Here is a 19,863-nt window from a genome sequence, read left to right on the forward strand (position 1 = left end):
CCGCGGGGGGCTTGCGTGCAGGGCCAGCGTTGCTCCAGGACACGCTGGACGCCGTGCGTCAGTAGTCCTTGCGCGAGTCGATGTAGGCGCTGAAGTGGAACACGTTGGTGGAGTCCCAGAACTTGAAGTAGTTGCCCACGGGCTGGCTCAGCCAGTAGGCGGTGCCCGAGCAGCCGGTGCAGATGAACGCGCCGTTGCGGCGGATGTTCCAGATGCCGCTGATGTCGTCCACGCTGGTCGCGATGGCCGGCGAGCCCACCAGCTCGAAGTCGTACGTGTTGCCGCCCGCGATCCCGTGGAAGTTCACGAACGCGGTGTTGGTGGACTGGTCCCAGGAGACGACGGCGTTGCCACTCGTCACCGGGTAGCTGCCGGTGTTGTCGACAACGAAGAAGCCGCGGCTGGACCAGATGCTGTGGACCGTCGGCGCGGCCAGGGCGGGGAGGGACAGGAACAGCGCGGCAATGACTGCGGAACGGAAGGCCTTCATGGGGGATGCCTCCTGATGCGGGGGTTGACGCGGAGCGCCGGGGGGCACTCCGCGTGAATCATCCTGCATGCTCCCCGTGAGCCTTGAAATCGTGGCTTTCCCTGGTTCCGCGGGGACTCAGTAGTCCTGGCGCGCGTCGACGGTGGCGCTGAAGTGATACCGGTAGGTGCTGTCGTAGAACTTGATGCCGTTGCCCACCGACGCGTCCAGACCATAGGCGCTGCCGGTGCATCCCGCGCAGATGAGCACGCCGTTGCGCTGGATGTTCCACAGGCCGGTGATGTTGAAGGCGGTGACGGACGTGACGGACGAGCCCACCAGGTCGAAGTTGTACGTGTTGCCGTTGGCGGTGCCTTGGAAGCTGGCGTAGGCGGCGAAGGTGCTCTCGTTCCAGCTGACGGTGAGATTGGCGCTCGTGGCCGGGTAGGTGGCCCCGTTGTCGCCGATGTACAGGCCGTGGGTGGACCAGATGCTGTGCCCGGCCAGGGCAGGGGCGGACACGAGCAGCGCGGCGGCGGCGAAGGGACGGATGGCGTTCATGTAGAGGCACTCCAGGACTGCGGGGGGACGCGGGTGCCCTTGGAGGGCACTTCCGCTTGCGCGCCATCCTGCATGAGCCCCGTGAAGCTTGGAAAACAAGTTTGTGACTGATACCGGGAGAGGTGTGTCAGACCCCGGGCCTGCCGGGAGGGCGCGGGCGCGGTAGAGTCGCGCCGCGCAGAGGTGGGACATGGATCAGGGACAGGACGGGAAGGGGAACGCGTTGGCGGTGCCGGCGGCCCAGCCTCCGTTGGAGAACCGGGCTCCGGACGTGGGGCCGGTGAAGACGGTGGCGGGCGGCGTGCCGGCGGTGCTGAGCGCGTTGAAGCACGTGCTGGGCGAGGCGGGCCCGTGGCGCGGCGGCAAGCTCATCTGGAAGGTGAATCAGAAGGACGGCTTCGACTGTCCCGGGTGCGCGTGGCCGGACCCCTCCCATCGGTCCGTGCAGGAGTACTGCGAGAACGGCGCGAAGGCGCTGGCGGAAGAGGGCACGCAGGAGCGTGTGACGCCTGAGTTCTTCCGCGAGTGGAGCGTGGCGCGGCTCGCGGAGCAGTCCGACCTGTGGCTGGGCAAGGCGGGCCGGCTCACGCACCCCATGGTGTTGCGCGAGGGCGCGGCGCACTACGAGCCCCTCTCCTGGGATGAGGCCTTCGCGCTGGTGGCGGAAGAGTTGAATGCGCTGGGCTCGCCGGACGAGGCGGCCTTCTACACGTCCGGTCGCACGAGCAACGAGGCCGCGTTCCTCTACCAGCTGTTCGTGCGGCAGTTCGGCACCAACAACCTGCCGGACTGCTCGAACATGTGCCACGAGTCCAGTGGCACGGGGCTGTCGGAGACGATTGGCATTGGCAAGGGGTCGGTGACGCTGGAGGACTTCGACCACGCGCAGGCCATCTTCGTCATCGGGCAGAACCCGGGCACCAACCACCCGCGCATGCTGACGGCGCTGCAGGCCGCCGCGCGCCGGGGGTGTGAAATCGTCAGCGTCAACCCGCTGCCGGAGACGGGCCTCAACCGCTTCAAGCACCCGCAGGAGGTGCTGCACCTGTTCGGCCCGGGCACGGCGCTGAACAAGCTGTTCCTCCAGGTGCGCATCAACGGCGACGTGGCGCTCTTGCAGGGGCTGGGCAAGGCGCTGCTGGACCGGGAGGCGAAGGCGCCGGGCACTGTGGTGGACCGGGCCTTCGTCGAGGGCAAGACGACGGGCTTCGACGCGTACGTGACCCACCTGGCCACGGTGTCCTGGGACGACGTGGTGGAGCAGAGCGGAGTGCCGCGCGAGCAGATTGAAGAGGCGGCGGACATCCTGGCGCGCTCGGAGCGCACCATCTTCTGCTGGGCCATGGGGCTCACGCAGCACAAGAACGCGGTGGGCAACGTGCAGGAGATCGTGAACCTCACGCTCCTGCGCGGCAGCATCGGCAAGCAGGGCGCGGGCGTGTGCCCGGTGCGCGGTCACAGCAACGTGCAGGGCGACCGCACCATGGGCATCTGGGAGCACGCCAAGCCGGAGTTCATGGACGCGCTGTCGAAGGAGTTCGGCTTCGCGCCGCCTCGACACACCGGCCTGGATACGGTGGGGACGATCCAGGCGCTGCACGACGGGCGCGTGAAGGTGTTCTTCGCCATGGGCGGCAACTTCCTGTCGGCCACGCCGGACACGGAGTTCACCGCGCGGGCGCTCCGGCGTGCGCGGCTCACGGTGCACGTGTCCACGAAGCTCAACCGCGCGCACCTGGTGCACGGTCAGCGCGCGCTCATCCTCCCGTGCCTGGGGCGGACCGAGCACGACGTGCAGGCCTCGGGGCGGCAGTTCGTGACGGTGGAGGACTCGATGGGCATGGTGCACGCGTCACGCGGCGCCGTGGCCCCCGCGTCCGAGCACCTGCTCAGCGAGCCCGTCATCGTGGCCCGGCTGGCGCAAGCAGTGCTGGGGACGCGCTCGAAGGTGTCGTGGACGTCCCTGGTGGAGGACTACGACCGGGTGCGCGAGCTGATCCAGCGCTGCATCCCGGGGTTCGACGACTTCAACCGCCGCGTGCACCAGCCCGGCGGGTTCGCCCTTCCCAACGGGCCTCGCGAGGGACGCTTCACGACGAAGGACGGCAAGGCGCACTTCACGGTGCATCCGATGCCGCGCCACCGGCTGGAGCCCGGGCAGTTCATGATGATGACGCTGCGCTCGCATGATCAGTACAACACCACCGTGTACGGATTGGATGACCGCTACCGGGGCATCCACCAGGGGCGGCGCGTGGTGTTCCTGCACCCGGAGGACGTGAAGTCGCGCGGGCTGACGGCGGGGCAGAAGGTGGACCTCACGAGCCACTTCCAGGGCGAGACGCGGGTGGCGCGCGAGTTCCTGGTGGTGCCGTACAACATCCCGCGCCAGTGCGCGGCCACCTACTTCCCGGAAGCGAACGTGCTGGTGCCGGTGGCCAGCTTCGCGGACAAGAGCCGCACGCCCACGTCGAAGTCCGTGATCATCACCGTGGCCCCCAGTCCCGAGCCCTCGGCCCTCAGCACCCAGAGGTCCGGGTGAGCCTCATGCCGTTGGTGGAAGCCTCCCTCTGGCCGGAGCCGCTCCAGGCCCTCCATGCGCGAGTCGCCGCGACGGCGCCGCAAGAGGCCGTGGCGTCGAGCGCGGAGTGGCGCGAGGACTTCGCCCGCTGGGTGCGCGGTGCTTCGCTGGAGGAGCGCACGCGCGCCCAGGCCGCCGCATGGGAGCGGCTGTCCCCGGGTGAGCGCACCCCGGCCGAGCTCCTCTTCCTCCTGTCCACCCTCAGTGAGCTGCTCTGGCCCTACGAAGAGCCGCGCCTGGGGCTGTTGAAGCAGGTGCTCGCGAGGCGGGACGCCGCGGTGACGGCGCTTCGCGAGGCGGGCGACACGGAGAGCGCCGAGCGCATCCAGAAGGAGAGCACCGTCACGGTCTCCACGGTGCTCACGCGCTACCTCAAGCGCCACCCGGAAGCGCTGTCGAAGCTGGTGCGCGACGTGCCCTGCACCTACGACGGCCGCGCGCTGCGCTTCCAGGACTCGGTGGAGGTGGACCTCAAGTACGTCATGGGCACGGGCGCGAAGTCCGTGGACCTGCTGGAGCAGCTGCGCTCCCTGCTCCCCGACACCCGCGACGGTGGCCGCGACAAGCTCACCGACTTCATCCGCACGCGCGCCGCGCGCATTCCCTGGCGTGAGGCGAGGGAAGTGCTGGGTGAGCGCCTCTTCGCGCTGGCCACGTCCCAGGACGGCCGCAGCGGCATGCGCGGCTTCCTCGCGTGCTACCCCAACGGGCGCAAGGAGCCGGACTGGTGCTCGCGCGCGGGGCTCCTGCTGGCGCGCACCGTGGAGGTGGGCGGGCTGCCCGCGGTGGTGGAGAACCTCTGCGACCTGCTCACGCTCTTCGACGCGCCTCCGGTGGACGGCCTGCGCGGTGCATTGGGCGCGCTCGTGCAGAGCGACTTCGAGACTGCCGCGGACCTGGGCCACGCTCGCTTCGTGCTCGACCACTGTCAGGGCACGATGCGCAAGGCCGAGCCCGCGCTGGCGCTCACGCTCCTGTGGCTGGAGGAGCGCCTGTTCCGCGCCTCCGTGCGGCGCGGCGTGCCGGAGGCGTTCGAGCGGCGCACCCGCGCTCGCGCGAAGCTGGAGTTACTGCCTGGATTCACGCACCTGGTGTGGCTGGCGGAGGAGTGCGCGGAGATGTGGCCGCGCTTCCGCACGCCCGCGCGGCCCGGTCTGGATGGATTGGTCGCGTGGCGCAAGGAGGTGACCTGGCGCATGGGCAGGAAGCCCGTGCTGCGCAAGGCAGCCATCGAGTTCCTCCTGTGGTGCGCACCCGATGAAGCCTCGTCGGAGGCGGAGCTGGCCACGCTGTCGCTCGTCCGCAACGCCACGGATCGGCGGCTGGTGCGCAAGATGTTGGAGCATCCGTCTCCCCGGGCCCGCTTCCGCGCCCGCTCGCTCCAGTCCTACCTCCAGGCCGGAGCAGGGCAGGACAAGCACGCACCTCCCTCCGAGCCCTCCGAGCCTGCGACGCTGACGGCTTCCCTGCGCCACCTGCACGTGACGCGCGCGGTGCCCGTGGGCGGACGCACCTGGCTGCGCGACCGCGACCTGGAGGACCTGCTCGTGGGCGCGGTGGGACGCGTGGAGTCCGAAGCCGCCCAGCGCCATCTCCAGCGCTTCCGTGAGGAGACGCCGGAGCTGATCACAGGCCTGCTCGAAGGGCTGCGCTCGGAGCTGGCGCATGTGCAAGCGGCGCTGGGTTCGCTGGTGGCGTCGCCGTTGTCGCTGTCCATGACGGTGCACCGCCACCCCGAGCCTCAGCCGGAAGCCGCTTCCGAGATCGCCTTCATCGTGTCCGTGGAGCGCGAGGGCTTCGTGCGCACGCGCCGCGTCGTCCGCGTGCCGGTGGCGAAGCTGGAGCAGCGTGGAGAGGGGCAGTGGCTGCCCACGTTCCGCCTGGGCCGGGAGCGTCTGGACGCGCTGCTCACGCGCACGGAGGCCGCGTTCTGCCTCTTCTTGGTGCCCGCCTTCGTGCGCCCGGAGCTGTGGGTGATGCCGGCCCGGCTGGCCCGGGCCTCGATGGAAGCGCAGGGCGCCTTGTCCGGCGTGCCGCGCGAGGCCGCGCAGGGGGCCTCGCGGTCCCTGGCGCAGTGGCTGGTGTACGACGTGCTGGGCCTGTGGGTGGGCGACGAGCGCCCCGACGTCATCGACGCTTCCCGCGAGGGAGACGCCGCCGCTGGCTTCGTGGTCGACCTCACCGTGCGCTGACCCCCTGGAAAAGCCCCGGGGAATTGTCCGGGAATATCCAGAAGCCCCGGCGTAATGGCCTACGAGGGGTGCTGGAACACGCCTGGGAGGGGTCTCGGGCAAACAAGTCCGTCCGTCGGCTGACGGGATGGCATGCCTCCACGCGCGCGTCGTCGCCGTGTCTCCAGGGGAGCGAGAGGCATTCGTCATGAAGACTTCGTTGCGCGCGGTGTGGGCACTGTTGGGTCTGGCCGCCACGGTCGGACTGGGTGCGTGTGGTGAAGGCAGCGGAGTGAACGCCGAGCACCGGCTCGTGTCGTCCTCCGACGAGCCCGTCCTCGCGCAGCAGTCGTCGGCGCTGTCGGACACGCTGGAGCAGTACGCCGCCAAGTGCGACGCGGCCATCGGCGCCACGGTGCCGGACTTCAACTGCGAGCTGGGCACGGTCGTGCCCACGACCAACCACGTCAACGGCAAGTGTGACCGGCCCAACCGGCTCAATCAGCAGTGTGATCCCGGCAGCCGCTTCCAGGTGCTGAAGGACACGGCGGACGTGTCCATCGTCGCGCACTGCCGCAAGCAGGGGAACGCGGCGAACTACTACGGCGACATCGCCGTCATCCAGACGAACAAGAAGAACGGCGCCACCTGCTTCTATCAGGCGCTGGGCACGCTCTACGGCGCGGACGTGAAGGCGCCCTCCAAGGGCACGGGCGCGTGGAGCTGGAAGACGCCCGCGGACACGGCGTCCATCCGCTGCGTGCGCTGCCATGACAACGGGGCGCTGGTCCGCTCGCCGTACCTGACGCAGGTGACGGGCGCGAACAAGCTGCCGGGCGCGGGCGACTACGGCTTCAATCGCGACCAGCCCTACCGCTTCATCGGCGCGGACTTCGCGACGTGGAAGGCCTACAAGGTGGAGGTCGCCGGCAACGTGTGCCTGGGTTGTCACCGCATGGGCACGAACAACCAGCTGGGCTACGACGACGGCGTGGCGCTGGACCTGGGCGTCCGCGCCACCGCGACGTCGGAGGTGGCGAAGAACCCGCACTCGCCCGCGTCGCCCATCTGGATGACGCCGGGCTCCACCTACTACAGCGCGGCCAACGCGACGGCCGCCGCCGAGCTCCGCGCCTGCGCGCTGCGCCGCAACGAGGTGCCGCTGCCCAACACGAACGCGTGCCGCATCACCCAGTACACGGACGTGGGCGTGCCCAACCTCCCGGGCACCTTCACGGCGGTGTGGGAGCCGAGCACGCAGTCGGAGATCCAGGCCTACGCCCGCACCTACGCGGACTACCGCGAGAAGTATGATCAGCTCTGGTCGCAGGGCTGGCGCCTGCACACGCTGCAGCCGTACGTGGTGGGCACGCAGGTGCTCTACAACGCCGTGTGGCGCCCGAGCACGGAAGGGGAGTTCCAGCTCTACGGCGCCACGTACACCGCCTTCCGGGCGAAGTACGACGAACTGTGGCCGCAGGGCTGGCGCCTGAAGATCCTCCAGCCGTACGTCGTGAGCGGGCAGACGTATTACACGGCCGTCTGGCGCCCGAGCACGGAAGGGGAGATCCAGGTCTACGGTGCCACGTACGCGTCGTACCGCTCGACGTACGACTCGCTCTGGCCGCAGGGCTGGCGTCTGAAGCTGCTGCAGCCGTACGTGGTGAACGGGCAGACGTACTACACGGCCGTGTGGCGCCCCAGCACCGAGGGCGAGGTGCAGGTGTACGGCGTCACGTATGCGTCCTACCGCGCGACGTATGACTCGCTGTGGCCGCAGGGCTGGCGCCTGAAGCTGCTGGAGCCCCACGTGGTGAACGGGCAGACGCTCTACACGGCGGTGTGGCGGCCTGGCACCGCGGGCGAGCTCCAGTTGTATGCCTCCGATTACAGCGGCTACCGGGGCTCCTACGACGAGCTGTGGCCGCAGGGTTGGCGTCTGAAGATCCTCCGCGCCTACTGAGCGCGTTCCACCATCCGTCACCGGTCCGGGGGGGACCGTTTCCTCAATGAACCTGTCGAGCGAGGAGTCCGCCGTGCCGCGTTTCCACTGCGAGATGAAGTCGGAGCAGAAGGGGGCGCGCGCGCGGGCCCAGGATGAACGTCCAGGGACCTACGTGGACGGGGTCCGGTGGCGCCAGTCCCGAGCCCGGGTGCGGAGCGGATCCACGGGGGGATATCCGGCCGCGCGTCACGAAGCGCGGGACGAGACGGTGGCGCCCGAGCCGTTGAACCGAGATGAGGTGCAGCGTGCGCTCCGGATGCAGGTGGCTCCGGAGCCCGTGGAAGCGCTCCCGTCCCCGGCGCAGGAGTGCCGTCCTTCGCCCCCGCCGGAGCAGGCGACCTTCGGAGAGCTGGTCGCCACCTCCGCCGCGGCGCGCGCCAGCTTCGAGCGCATGGCGTGCGCGGCGGCGTGCAACGCCACGGTGCTGCTGGAAGGGGAGACGGGCACGGGCAAGAGCCGCGCGGCGCTCGCCATCCACCGCGCCGGGGCTCGCGCGAACGCGCCGTTCCTCGTCGTGGACTGCGGTGCGCTCCCGGCCAACCTCCTGGAGAGCGAGCTGTTCGGCCACGAGAAGGGGGCCTTCACCGGCGCCATCCAGCGCCGCGTGGGCGCCTTCGAGGAGGCCGACGGAGGCACCATCTTCCTGGACGAGATTGGCGAGCTGCCCGCCGAGCTCCAGCCCAAGCTGCTGCGCGTGCTGGAGAACCGGGAGATCCGCCGCCTGGGCTCCAACACGTACCAGTCGGTCAACGTGCGGGTCATCGCGGCCACGCACCGAGACCTGCGCGCGGAGGTCCAGGCGGGCCGCTTCCGCGCGGACCTGTTCTTCCGCCTCGCGGTGGTGGGCATCCCGCTCCCGTCGCTGCGCGAGCGCACGGAGGACATCCCGCTCATCGTCGAGCGCATCCTCGCGGGGCTGGGCGCCACGTCCGAGCAGCTCGCACAGCTCACCACTCCGGACTTCCTCACGCGGCTCCAGCGCGCCGCCTGGCCGGGCAACGTGCGCGAGCTGCGCAACCACCTGGAGCGCTGCCTCGTCTTCCAGAGCGCGCTGTCTCCCTCCGCGCCGGATGCCGCGAATCCCATGGCCCCCGCCGTGCCTCGCGCGGTGGACGCCTCGGTGACGTACGCGGAGTCCCGGCGCCGGGCGCTGGAGACCTTCGAGCACGACTACGTGGAGGCGCTCCTCAAGCTGCACGGAGGCAAGGTGTCCCAGGCCGCCGCCGCCGCGGACATGGACCGCGTCTACCTGTACCGGCTGCTGCGCCGGCACGGGCTCAAGAGCTGACGCAAGCCGGGCTCACAAATCCCGCGCGCGGCGGGGGCGGGTGTCGGAGAATCCTCCGCATGTCCGCTCCCATCCTCGACCTGCACTCGCTCCCGGCGATGCCCGCCACGCTCCTGCGCGCGGCCAATCCCTTCGGGAAGTCCCGGGGCAGCACCACGCTGCCGGCCCTGACGCTGCGGGCGCATGGCTGCCGCGCGTCGCCCGTGCTGCTGGAGCGCTACCGGACCGCGTGCGGCTTCGACGCCGACGGCTTCCTGCCGCTCACGTATCCGCAGGTCATGGCCACGCCGCTGCACCTCCAGCTGCTGAGCCTGCCCGACTTCCCGTACTCCGCGATGGGCATCGTGCACGTGCGCAACCGCATCCAGCAGCACCGCCGCCTGCCGGACACCGCCGCGCTCACCGTGGCCTGCCGCTTCGACGGTCAGCGCGAAGTGCCCGCGGGCCAGGAGTTCGACATCGAGACGCGCGTCGAAGCGCAGGAGAGCGGCGAGCTGCTGTGGCAGGCCGTCAGCACGATGCTGCGCCGCAACGCTGAGCGGAAGGACAAGGACAGCGCACGCAAGGCCCCTCCGCCGGAAGACACGCGCTTCGCGTCCAGTCGCCCCGCGTCCTGGAGCATCCCTGCGGACACCGGACGCCGCTACGCGCGAGCCTCCGGCGACTTCAATCCCATCCACCTCACCGCCGTCACCGCGAAGCCCTTCGGCTTCTCTCGCGCCATCGCGCACGGCATGTGGACGCTCGCGCGCTGCGTGGCGGAGCTGGGCGAAGCGGCCCACGCGGACGCGCTCCAGTTGGATTGCGACTTCAAGAAGCCCCTCTTCCTGCCATCCCGGGTGACGTTCCAGACGGCTCGCGAGTCCGCGGGCGTGGCGTTCCGGGTGCTGTCGGAGGAGGGGAAGCCGCACCTCGTGGGGCGGCTGGGCTGACGAGGCGGGCGACGCGCCGGCGGGCCGGAGAGGGGCCCGCCAGACGCGTCAATCACTCAGCTCCGGGAGGTCCGGCAGACTGTCCGGGTCCAGCTTCATCAGGGCGCACAGCCGGCTCAGCGTGGGGATGGTGGGGACCATCACGCCTCGCTCGACGCGGGCCAGGACTTCCACGCCCAGTTCCAGATGCTCCGCGACTTCCTCCATGGAGAGCCCCGCCTGCTGCCGCGCTGCCTTCAGCGCGGCGCCAAGCGCTTCGGCCCGCTCTCTCCGACTCTGTGTCATCCCCCGAGCATGGCGCCATCTGGCCCGCACGTCACTTGAATCCCACACGCACCCCTCGTGGACGGTGGCCCGGCCGGGGGGCGCCTCTCCGGGACGTGAAGTCCCCAACAGCCCGCTTCCCCCAGGATCCAGGCGGCTTCGGGCCCCCCGCCAGGCCTTCTGGAGCCCTGTCTCCGCGACCCTGGCTCGCCCCGGAGGACGGGGCCGGGTGGGGTGGCCGCGCGTCCCGGCCGTGCGCACGCTGCTGCCCAGGAGGGGCCTTGCGCATTGGCGCCGGACAGGGGCTGTGTTACGCCGCCGCACCCTGTCTTCCATCTTTGGGACCCCAATCGAGGAGAAGTGAATGACCCGTCGTCACGTGCGAGTCGTCGGCGCGATGCTCCAGAACGAGATGGGTCGCTACCTCATCACCCAGCGTCCTCCCACCGCGTCGCTGCCCCTCCTGTGGGAGTTCCCGGGCGGCCGGGTGGAGGAGGGGGAGCAGGACACGGTGGCGCTCGCCCGCGAGCTGCTCGAGGAGATGGGGGTCCAGATCCAGGTGCTCGAGCAGGTCATGCACACCCGCCACGAGTACCCGACCTACGACATCGACTTCCGCGTGTTCCGCTGCCGCCTGAGTTACCCGGACGCGGAGATCCACCACCTGCGTGTGCATGACCACCGCTGGGTGGCGCTGGAGGAGATGGGCCAGTACCGCTTCCCCGACGCGGACGCGAAGACCCTGGCCCGGCTGCTGGACCTGGACCACTGACCGTGCGCCCCACCACGCGTCTTGTCGCCGCAGCGGGACTCCTGCTGTCCGCCGCCTGCTCCAGCTCCCGTCCCTCGCCCACGGCCTCCAACGCTCCGGACGCCGGCATGCAGCAGGTGCCCGCCACGGGGCTCGAGGGCTGTCTGCTCTACACGGATGGCCGCCAGACGGGCGCGGTGCCCCGCGAGGTCCCGGAGCTGTCCGGCCTGGCCGCCAGCCAGCGCCACCCGGGCATCTTCTGGGGACACAACGACTCCAACAATGCCTTCGAGCTGTTCGCCCTGGACGAGACGGGCGCGGTGAAGGCCACGCTGAGCCTCACCGGCGCGGATCCGCGCGACATCGAGGACATCGCCGTGGGCCCGTGCGCGCCCGGCGGCAAGGACTCCTGCATCTTCCTGGCGGACACCGGCGACAACTTCGAGCGGCGCAAGGAGGTGCGCCTGTTCCGGTTGCCCGAGCCCACGTCCGTCGCCAACGCCACGCTCCCGGTGGAGGCGCTGCCCTTCACCTACGAGGACGGCGCCCATGACGCCGAGTCCTTGATTGTCGACAGCCGCTCCGGGCAGGTGGGGATCCTCACCAAGACGCGCGCGTCCCTGGGCGACCTGTACGCGGTGGAGGGCTTGAAGCCCGGCGCCACCGGCAAGGCGCGCAAGCTGGGCACCCTGCGCGTTCCGGATGACGTGGACCGCCTGTCCACCGCCGCCGCCCTGCATCCCTCCGGCGAGCGCTTGCTGGTGCGCACGTACACCCGCGTGTGGGAGCTGCGCCGCCCGGACGCGAAGCGGCTGGAGGACTTCGTCCAGGCGCAGGTGGTGGAAGTGCCGGGCGCCAGCCAGGCCCAGTCAGAGGCGGTGACGTTCCTCCAGGACGGCCGCGGCTACCTGTTGGGCAGTGAGTTCGCAGGGGAGCCCCTGGTCCGCGTCGACTGCCGCTGATCGGACAGTCGGGCCCGCGTTCGTCATCGTCCTGTCACGCCCTGCGGTTGACGGCTTGGCGGGGGTGACCATCTTTGGCCGGCTAAGGGAACCGTCACACGACATGGTGTCTGTGTGTACGGGGGAGGGGGAGGGCGAGCGTGCCGACGATGAAGCCACAGGACCTGCCGCCGGGGATGGGCCCGCGCGGAAAGAAGAGCGACAAGCCAACACCCACGAAAGGTGGGTTCAAGTTCGGCTCACCACTGGGCTACATCCTCCTGCTCGTGCTGGGGTTCCTGCTGTTCCGGAACGTGTTTCAGGACGCGGGCGTGCGCCGGGTGTCGTACAGCCAACTGCGCGACGCGGTGGAGAACAATCAGTTCAGCCGCGTGCAGATTTCAAACGAGTGGGTGAAGGGCTTCCTCAAGGACAACGCCCAGCCTCCTCCGGGTGAGCGCGGCACGTTGCGCAGCGAGCCCAGCGCCCTGCCGTGGATGGCCTACCGCGTCCCCGGTGACGAGGGCCTGGTGCCCCTGCTGGAGCAGAAGGGCATCCAGTTCGAGGCCGTGCCGCAGTCCAGCTTCAGCGAGGTGCTGTGGATCTGGCTCATCCCGATGGGCCTGCTCATCCTCTTCTGGAGCTTCATGATGCGCCGGATGTCCGGCGGCATGGGCCAGGGCCCGCAGAGCGTCATGTCCTTTGGCAAGACGCGCGCGAAGGTGCAGGCGGAAAACGACACCGGCGTGGGCTTCAAGGACGTGGCCGGCGTGGACGAGGCCGTGGAGGAGCTCAGCGAAATCGTCGAGTTCCTCAAGACGCCGGAGAAGTTCCGCCGCCTGGGTGGCCGCATCCCCAAGGGCGTGCTGCTCGTGGGCCCTCCGGGCACGGGCAAGACGCTGCTCGCACGGGCCGTGGCGGGTGAGGCGGGCGTGCCCTTCTTCAACCTCTCCGGTTCGGAGTTCGTGGAGATGTTCGTCGGCGTGGGCGCGGCCCGCGTCCGAGACCTCTTCGCCCAGGCCACCGCGAAGGCGCCGTGCATCATCTTCATCGACGAGCTGGACGCCATCGGCAAGAGCCGCAACTCGGGCGTGGCCGGCGGCCATGACGAGCGCGAGCAGACGCTCAACCAGCTGCTCGCGGAGATGGACGGCTTCGACAGCCGCGCGGGCCTCATCATCCTGGCGGCGACGAACCGTCCGGAGATTCTGGACAGCGCGCTGATGCGCCCGGGTCGCTTCGACCGGCAGGTGCTGGTGGACCGCCCGGACAAGCGCGGCCGCGAGCGGGTGCTGGAGATCCACGCCAAGGGCGTGAAGCTGGCCACGGACGTGGACCTCAAGGTGATTGCCTCGCGCACGCCGGGCTTCGCCGGCGCGGACCTGGCCAACGTGGTGAACGAGGCGGCGCTGCTCGCCGCGCGCAAGAACCGCGACGCGGTGATGCGGGCGGACTTCGAGGAGGCCATCGAGCGCGTGGTGGCGGGTCTGGAGAAGAAGAACCGCCGCATGAACGAGCGCGAGAAGGAGATCGTCGCGCACCACGAGGCGGGCCACGCGGTGGTGGGCTGGATGCTGCCCTACGCCGAGCGGGTGACCAAGGTGTCCATCATCCCGCGCGGTCTGGCGGCGCTGGGCTACACCATGTCGCTGCCGCTGGAGGACCGCTACCTCATGTCGCTGGACGAACTGCGCGACAAGATGGCGGGCATGATGGGCGGCCGCGCGGCGGAGGAGATCTTCATCGGCGAGGTGTCCACCGGCGCATCCAACGACATCAAGCAGGCGACGGAGATCGCCAAGATGATGGTCCGCGACTACGGCATGAGCACGCTGGGTCCGGTGGCGCTGAGCGGTGAGCAGGGGCCGGGCTTCCTGCGGTCCGCAGGCCTGCCGGAGTCGCGCAGCTACTCCGAGCAGACGGCGCGGATGATCGACGAGGAGGTCCGCAAGATGGTCTCCGAGGCGTTGGACCGCGCCCGGGACGTGCTCAACACGAACCGCGAGAAGGTGGAGGCGCTGGCGGCGCGGCTCCTGGCGACGGAGGTCATCGAGGAGGAGGCGATGATCCTCATCCTGGGGCCCAAGGTGCAGGCGCAGCGCGGCCTGCTCCACCCGGAAGCGCGCTCGGTCATCTCCGCCCACCCCGTGGGGGGCACGGAGTCCGAGCCGCCGGTGCCGCCCACGCAGCACGCCGAGGGCAAGCTCAACTCGTAGCGTGTGCCTGCCTGCCCTCCGGGCAGCCCTTCGCCCACCGGATCCACCGCCAGCCTGCGGTGACCGGTGGGCGAAATTACTTTCCAACGACAAGGAGGCGTCGCCGTGGAGAACCGGATTGGAAAGAGCTACATCGCGCGGAAAGCGTTGTTCGCCAAGGGCCTGAAGGACGGCCGGCTCACGGTGCAGGAGATAGAGGAGGCGCTGCCCGCGGGGACTCTGACGGCCGCCGAGCGGTGGCTTCTCTACTACTCCCTTCGCGCCGCGCAGGTGGAGATCATCGACGAGGTGACCGGGCAGGTGGATCACGGCTTCATGGCGGAAGCGCCGCCAGCGGCCCCGTCCAACCACTAGGCGCGTTGACAGGACCGTCCTCGCGGTTAGGTTCGCGCCGCTCATCGAGGTTCGTTTCTTCCAACCCCTGGCGCAGGTTCGACAATGGACGGCAATCCCCGCAGCGACGAGACCCCGGAGACGCAGGCCCCCTCCGACACCCAGGTGGAGGCGGCTGACTCCGACACGCAGGCCGAGGCCGCCCAGGATGGCGAGGTGGCGCGGCTCCAGGCGGAGCTGGAGGCGGCGCGCCGCCGGGTGAACGAGCTGGCCCGGGGGCTCCAGGACCTCACCAAGGACCGCGAGGAGTTCAAGCAGCGCATCACTCGCGAGCGTGAGCGCATGCTCGACGTGGAGCGCGGCAACGTGGCCCGCACGCTCCTGGAGGCCATTGACGAACTGGACCTGGTGCTGAATTCCAGCCAGCAGGACACGTCTCCCGTGGTGCAGGGCGTGCGGATGATCCGCGACAGCCTGCTGTCCAAGGCCCAGGCCACCGGCATCGAGCGCATCCAGGTGGTGGGGCGCCCCTATGATCCGAACGTCGCCGAGGCGGCGGACATGGAAGTGACGCCCGTCCCCGCGGACGACCAGAAGGTGGTCGCCGAGTTCCGCGCGGGCTACCGCCTGAAGGACCGCATCATCCGCCCCGCCCGGGTGAAGGTGGCCCGGTACGTGGCCCCGGCCCAGGCTTGAAAGTCCAGGCCTGAAGTCCCCCCAGGCCCGCGACCCCAAGGGCGTCGCGGGCCGGGAAGGGTGGAGGCCACCGGACTGTTGGGCCCTGACGCCATGGCCCGCCGTGTAAGCTGCCACCCCGTGTCCGTCCGACTGTTCAGCGTCCTTTGCGCGGTGGCGCTCGCCCCGGTGGCTGGCGCCGCCGAGGATCCGCTCAAGCCCTGGCTCCAGGCCCGGGTGCGCGAGCATCTGGCCTACTTCGCTTCCCCTCCGCCCGCGACGGTGGACACCCCGGCCACCGCGGGCGTGGCCTCGCTGTGGCGCGAGCGCCCCGCGGGCTACGCGGGCCTGCCCCGCTTCACGCCCCCCACGTCGCTGGCGCCGCTGATCCGCGCGGTGGAGGCGGGCGTGGTGAACATCACCACGGTGGGGCCTGGCGCGGTGGTGGGCGCGGTGAAGCGCTCCACCGGCTCCGGCTTCGTGCTGACGCCCGACGGGCTCGTCGTCACCAACAACCACGTGGTGGCCAACGCGCAGGGCCCGACGGTGAACCCCACCGGCTCCGGCGTCACGCCGGGCAAGGACGGCCCCCGCGAGGTGCCGGTGCAGCAGGTGTCCGTTCGGCTGGCGGACGGCCGCGAGTTCCCCGCGGACGTGGTGGGCCGGGACGCGTCCACGGACGTGGCGCTCCTGCGGCTGAATGGCGCCGGGCTGGGGACGCTGCCCGCCGTGTTCCTGGGCGACTCCGACGCGCTGGAGGTGGGGGACTGGGTGGTGGCCATCGGCAACCCGTTCGGCCTGGACCACTCGGTGGCGCACGGCATGATCTCCGCCAAGGAGCGCGTGCTGGGCGTGGGCCAGTTCGACGACTTCATCCAGACGGACGCGCTGATCAACCCAGGCAACTCCGGCGGCCCGCTCTTCAACATGAAGGGCGAGGTGATTGGCGTGAACACCGCCATCATCAGCGAAGGGCAGGGCATTGGCTTCGCGGTGCCCATCAACCTGGTGAAGGACCTGCTGCCCAACCTGCGGGAGAACGGGAAGCTGGAGCGCGGCTGGCTGGGCGTCGTCATCAACGAGGACGGCGCGGACCCCACCGCCACGGCGCCGGTGGTGAAGGATGTCTACCGAGGCAGTCCCGCCGCCCAGGCGCACATCCGCCCCGGGGACAGGCTGGTGGCGGTGAACGGCCGGCCCATTGGCAGCTACCTCCAACTCCTGCGCAAGGTGGCGCTGCTGGCCCCGGGCACGGAGGCGAAGCTGACACTGTTGCGCGACGGCGGCACCCAGGAGGTGGCGGTGCGGCTGGTCGCCCGGCCCGCGCAGGAGGCCACGGAAGGGCTCTCCAACCGGGGCGGCAGCAGCGCGAACGACCTGGGGCTGGTGCTGCGGGATTTGACGCCGGAGGTGGCCGCGCCCCTGGGCTACGAGGCCTTCCTGGGCGCGCTCGTGTCCGGCGTGGTGCCGCGCAGCCCGGCGGAGCAGGCCGGCCTGCGCGCGGGCGACGTCGTCATGGAGGTGAACCGCCGCCGCGTGAAGGATGCCTCCGGCGTGAAGGCCGCCCTGGAGCGGGGCAGCGCCGGGGCCAGCATCCTCCTGCGCGTCCAGCGGGGCGACGCGCTCCAGTACATCGCCATCGCCCGCTGAACGCGGTCCGCGCTACTTGCCGCCCGCGTCCTTGCCGTTGAGCCACAGCCCCAGCTGGTTGCCGGTGCGGCCCTCGGTGACGAGGACGGCCTCGATGCGGGCGTTGACGCCGTAGTTCTTCCCGCCGCCCTTCTTGGGCAGCGTCCACACCGACTGCGGGGTGAAGACGACCTGCGCGCGCACGCCCCGCGCCGTGAACATGCGGTTGAAGGTGCCGCCGTTCCACATGTCCGGCGCCGTGCCGCTCACCGTGAGGTAGTTCATCACCGGGTTGCCCTGCGCGTCCGTCTTCTTCGGAGCGCCGTGGCACAGGCCGTACTTCCCGCCCGAGAAGAAGGGCGTGATGTTGATGGTGAACTCGTTGGTGCCGGGGTTGAAGTCACCGGGGGACAGCATGCCCGCGTCGTCCTCGGTGACGATCATGTACAGGCGCTTGCCCGTGTACTTCTTGCGGAAGGCCTCCGCCTGCTGCTTGCACTGCGGATCCACGAGCGCCCCGTCACACTCGCCCACGTACTTCTCCAGGAAGGCCCCCAGCCCGCCCAGGGGCTCGGACTCGTCACGCAGCTTCGCGAAGCGCGAGTCGACGTCGGCCATGGCGAGCGTGGGCACAAGGAGGGCGAAGGCGGCGGCCAGGATGCGATTCACGGCGGGAAACTCCGGAAAAAGGGGGGAAGGACAGCCCGGGGATGGTGCCACTCCCGCCACGCCGGGGGCAGCGCTTTCCCGTGAAACGGGATGTGGTGCGTCATGGTGAGTCAGGGTGCTCCATGGTGGATGTAGGTGATTATTTGCCTACATCTGGCTACCGTGTAGTTTGCCCCTGTCCCCACCTGTCTCGGAGCCCTCCCCGAATGAACACGCAGCCCCAGGAACGCCGCTCCAATCTTCGCTTCGACAAGATTTTTACCGTGTACCTGTCCACCCAGGACGGGATGATGCGGGGCATCGGCCGCAACATCAGCGCGCGGGGCATGTTCATCGAGGTGCGTGACTCGCTGGGGCTGGGCGAGAAGCTGAAGGTGACGTTCGCGGGCGAGGACGGCACGGAGATGACGTGCCTGTGCGAGGTCCGCTACCAGGTGGCGCTGGCCTTTGGCCGCAAGGACGGGCGGCCCGGCAACAGCCGCGGGGTGGGCCTGCGCATCGTGGCCTACGAGACCATGGACGACGCGCCGCTGCTCCTGGTGGACCGCGAGCGGGTGATGCACTGAAACACCACGGGGCACGGCCCTTCCCGACTGAAGCGGGAAGACACCGTGCCCCGGGGGGCGACGCAGGGAGCTGGCTTGAGGCCGGTTACTGCGAGAAGCCTTCCAGCAGGTAGTGGGCTTCGATGCGCTTGAGCGCGAGGATCATGGCGGCGCAGCGGCTGTCCACCGTCTTGCCGATGCAGTACGGGCGGCTGTCGTGCATCTCCGTCTTGCGCGGCTGGTTGCGCGAGATGTCCCGGATGATGCGGTAGTTGCGCTTCATGGCGCGCTCGAGGCGCTGATCGACTTCCGCCTCGCTCCAGCGCTCCATGCGCTTGTTCTGGATCCACTCGTAGTAGGACACCGTCACGCCGCCGGCGTTGGCGATGATGTCCGGGATGAGCTCGATGCCGCGCTTCTGCAGGACGCGGTCGGCCTCCGGGGTGGTGGGGCCGTTGGCGCCTTCCGCGATGAGCTTGACCTTGAGGCGCTCCGCGACGTCCGCGGTGATTTCGCCACCGAGGGCGGCAGGGACGAGGATGTCCGCCTGCACGTCCCAGAGGTCCTTCTTCTCGATGCGCTGGGCGCCGGGGAACCCGATGACAGAGCGCTTGAGGTTCTTGGGGTCCGCCACGTAGGCGGCCAGCGCGTTCACGTCGATGCCGTCGCCGTTGAAGACGGAGCCGTCGGCGTCGTTCACCGCGAGCAGGCGCGCGCCCATGTTCGACAGGATGATGGCGGCGTGGCTGCCCACGTTGCCGAAGCCCTGGAGGACGAAGGTCTTGCCCTTCACGCTCTCGCCGCGGTCGGCGTAGTAGTCCTCGATGCAGAACGCGACGCCCTGGCCGGTGGCCTTGCCGCGGCCCTCGGAACCACCGATGCGCACGTCCTTGCCGGTGACGATGCCGCGCAGGTTGTGGCGCTCGCGCTCACCGTCGGAGAACTGGCGGTAGAGCAGCGCCATGATCTCCGGGTTGGTGCCCACGTCCGGCGCCGGGATGTCGATGTTCGGCCCGATGAGGCTCTTGAGCCGGTACATGAAGCGCAGGGTGATGGCCTCGATCTCCTCGCGGCCGTACTCGCGCGGATCCAGCTGGATGCCGCCCTTGCCGCCGCCGAACGGGACCTCCGCGATGGCGGTCTTCCAGGTCATCTCCGCGGCGAGCGCCTTGAAGAGATCCAGGGACACCTCGCGGTGGTAGCGCAGGCCGCCCTTGTAGGGGCCACGGGCCTGGTTGTGCTGGACGCGGTAGGCCTTGAAGCGCTGCGACTCACCGGGGACCAGCTGGTACACCAGACCGTCCGGCAGGCGCAGGTGGCCGTGGCGGATGGCGACGTCCGAGCCCAGCAGGGCGCGGCCGTTCAGGATGAGGTTGCCGTTGGCCAGGCGCTCCAGGCCTTCGGGGTTGCGCACCTGGGTGACGGACAGGTCGGCGAAGGACTTCGCCCCCTCGGCGGACAGCGGCACGAGCCGGTCCTTGAGCTTCGCGGTGACGTAGAAGATGTGCTCGTAGTCGGGCTCTTCGAGCTCCAGACGCACCCGCTTGTCCAGGCCGATGAGATCCGCCGCGTAATTGAAGATCTCCATCGCCTCCGTGTAGATGGTGCGCTTGGGCGTAGGGGCCGGGGCGCGCATGAAAGTCTCTTCGCTGGCCATGATGGAACGTGCTCCTTGAGGGCCCACCCGGATGGGGGCCACTGGGGAAAGCGGCGCCCTTATGAGCACAGCCGCCACGGGGATTCAACCAGTCTGGCGGCAGGCCATTTCTCCAAATTATGGAGAAAAGTCGCGGGCTTAGCCGACGCGGTGTGTCACCCCAACAGATGCGCCGT

Annotated in this window: 17 protein-coding genes; 12 read left to right on the top strand and 5 right to left on the bottom strand. The window is 69.8% G+C overall.

All coding sequences use genetic code 11. The features are described from left to right. Positions 1–58: 58 nt before the first annotated feature. Together D7Y04_RS20955 and D7Y04_RS20960 are read right to left on the bottom strand one after the other, a co-directional pair. A complete protein-coding gene (locus D7Y04_RS20955; RefSeq protein WP_120595767.1) occupies positions 59–490 on the bottom strand; it encodes a hypothetical protein in 432 nt (143 codons plus the stop codon). A 117-nt stretch (positions 491–607) separates the two neighbouring features. Then, on the bottom strand, positions 608–1,030 hold the full coding sequence (locus D7Y04_RS20960; RefSeq protein ID WP_120595768.1) for a hypothetical protein: 423 nt from the start codon (positions 1,028–1,030) through the stop codon (positions 608–610). A gap of 190 nt (positions 1,031–1,220) precedes the next feature. Here D7Y04_RS20960 and D7Y04_RS20965 point away from each other — a divergent pair, with 190 nt between their 5' ends. From D7Y04_RS20965 to D7Y04_RS20985, 5 genes are all read left to right on the top strand, one after another. Next, positions 1,221–3,572, top strand: a complete 2,352-nt coding sequence (locus tag D7Y04_RS20965; protein WP_121760466.1) for an FdhF/YdeP family oxidoreductase — start codon at positions 1,221–1,223, stop codon at positions 3,570–3,572. A gap of 5 nt (positions 3,573–3,577) precedes the next feature. Continuing rightward, on the top strand, positions 3,578–5,803 hold the full coding sequence (locus D7Y04_RS20970; protein WP_121760467.1) for a hypothetical protein: 2,226 nt from the start codon (positions 3,578–3,580) through the stop codon (positions 5,801–5,803). Positions 5,804–5,990: 187 nt separating this feature from the next. Further along, positions 5,991–7,745 (top strand): hypothetical protein, encoded by a 1,755-nt coding sequence (locus tag D7Y04_RS20975; RefSeq protein WP_147477169.1) that lies wholly within the window; start codon positions 5,991–5,993, stop codon positions 7,743–7,745. A gap of 46 nt (positions 7,746–7,791) precedes the next feature. After that, on the top strand, positions 7,792–9,075 hold the full coding sequence (locus D7Y04_RS20980) for a sigma-54-dependent Fis family transcriptional regulator (RefSeq protein ID WP_120595771.1): 1,284 nt from the start codon (positions 7,792–7,794) through the stop codon (positions 9,073–9,075). A gap of 59 nt (positions 9,076–9,134) precedes the next feature. Beyond that, entirely contained in the window at positions 9,135–10,007 is an 873-nt protein-coding gene (locus tag D7Y04_RS20985) for a MaoC family dehydratase (protein WP_120595772.1), read from the top strand. A gap of 48 nt (positions 10,008–10,055) precedes the next feature. Here the strand turns inward: D7Y04_RS20985 and D7Y04_RS20990 are convergent, their stop codons facing one another. Beyond that, entirely contained in the window at positions 10,056–10,292 is a 237-nt protein-coding gene (locus D7Y04_RS20990) for a helix-turn-helix domain-containing protein (RefSeq protein ID WP_043321491.1), read from the bottom strand. Between the two features lie 343 nt (positions 10,293–10,635). On the opposite strand from D7Y04_RS20990, the gene D7Y04_RS20995 reads away from it, so the two are divergent. From D7Y04_RS20995 to D7Y04_RS21020, 6 genes are all read left to right on the top strand, one after another. After that, the gene (locus tag D7Y04_RS20995) at positions 10,636–11,043 is read left to right on the top strand and encodes a (deoxy)nucleoside triphosphate pyrophosphohydrolase (protein ID WP_120574332.1); all 408 of its coding nucleotides are present in this window, start codon (positions 10,636–10,638) and stop codon (positions 11,041–11,043) included. 107 nt (positions 11,044–11,150) lie between these two features. Next, complete coding sequence (locus D7Y04_RS21000) at positions 11,151–11,984, top strand: hypothetical protein (protein WP_233601527.1); 834 nt, start codon at positions 11,151–11,153, stop codon at positions 11,982–11,984. Between the two features lie 149 nt (positions 11,985–12,133). After that, entirely contained in the window at positions 12,134–14,179 is a 2,046-nt protein-coding gene (ftsH, locus tag D7Y04_RS21005) for an ATP-dependent zinc metalloprotease FtsH (protein ID WP_370457174.1), read from the top strand. 105 nt (positions 14,180–14,284) lie between these two features. Continuing rightward, positions 14,285–14,533, top strand: coding sequence for an RNA polymerase sigma factor region1.1 domain-containing protein (locus D7Y04_RS21010; protein ID WP_120595775.1), 249 nt, complete (start codon positions 14,285–14,287; stop codon positions 14,531–14,533). Positions 14,534–14,617: 84 nt separating this feature from the next. Further along, positions 14,618–15,208 carry a nucleotide exchange factor GrpE gene (locus tag D7Y04_RS21015; RefSeq protein ID WP_120595776.1) on the top strand — a complete coding sequence of 197 codons (591 nt, stop codon included), beginning with the start codon at positions 14,618–14,620 and terminating at the stop codon, positions 15,206–15,208. A 93-nt stretch (positions 15,209–15,301) separates the two neighbouring features. Further along, positions 15,302–16,837 (top strand): trypsin-like peptidase domain-containing protein, encoded by a 1,536-nt coding sequence (locus D7Y04_RS21020; protein WP_171806905.1) that lies wholly within the window; start codon positions 15,302–15,304, stop codon positions 16,835–16,837. A 12-nt stretch (positions 16,838–16,849) separates the two neighbouring features. On the opposite strand, the gene D7Y04_RS21025 is transcribed toward D7Y04_RS21020, so the two are convergent. Next, positions 16,850–17,485, bottom strand: coding sequence for a DUF6066 family protein (locus D7Y04_RS21025; RefSeq protein ID WP_121760470.1), 636 nt, complete (start codon positions 17,483–17,485; stop codon positions 16,850–16,852). Positions 17,486–17,691: 206 nt separating this feature from the next. On the opposite strand from D7Y04_RS21025, the gene D7Y04_RS21030 reads away from it, so the two are divergent. Then, complete coding sequence (locus D7Y04_RS21030; RefSeq protein ID WP_120527045.1) at positions 17,692–18,051, top strand: PilZ domain-containing protein; 360 nt, start codon at positions 17,692–17,694, stop codon at positions 18,049–18,051. 85 nt (positions 18,052–18,136) lie between these two features. Here the strand turns inward: D7Y04_RS21030 and D7Y04_RS21035 are convergent, their stop codons facing one another. After that, complete coding sequence (locus tag D7Y04_RS21035) at positions 18,137–19,687, bottom strand: Glu/Leu/Phe/Val dehydrogenase (RefSeq protein ID WP_120595778.1); 1,551 nt, start codon at positions 19,685–19,687, stop codon at positions 18,137–18,139. Positions 19,688–19,863 lie beyond the last annotated feature (176 nt).

Source organism: Corallococcus sp. AB038B (assembly GCF_003668955.1).
GTDB lineage: Bacteria > Myxococcota > Myxococcia > Myxococcales > Myxococcaceae > Corallococcus > Corallococcus exiguus.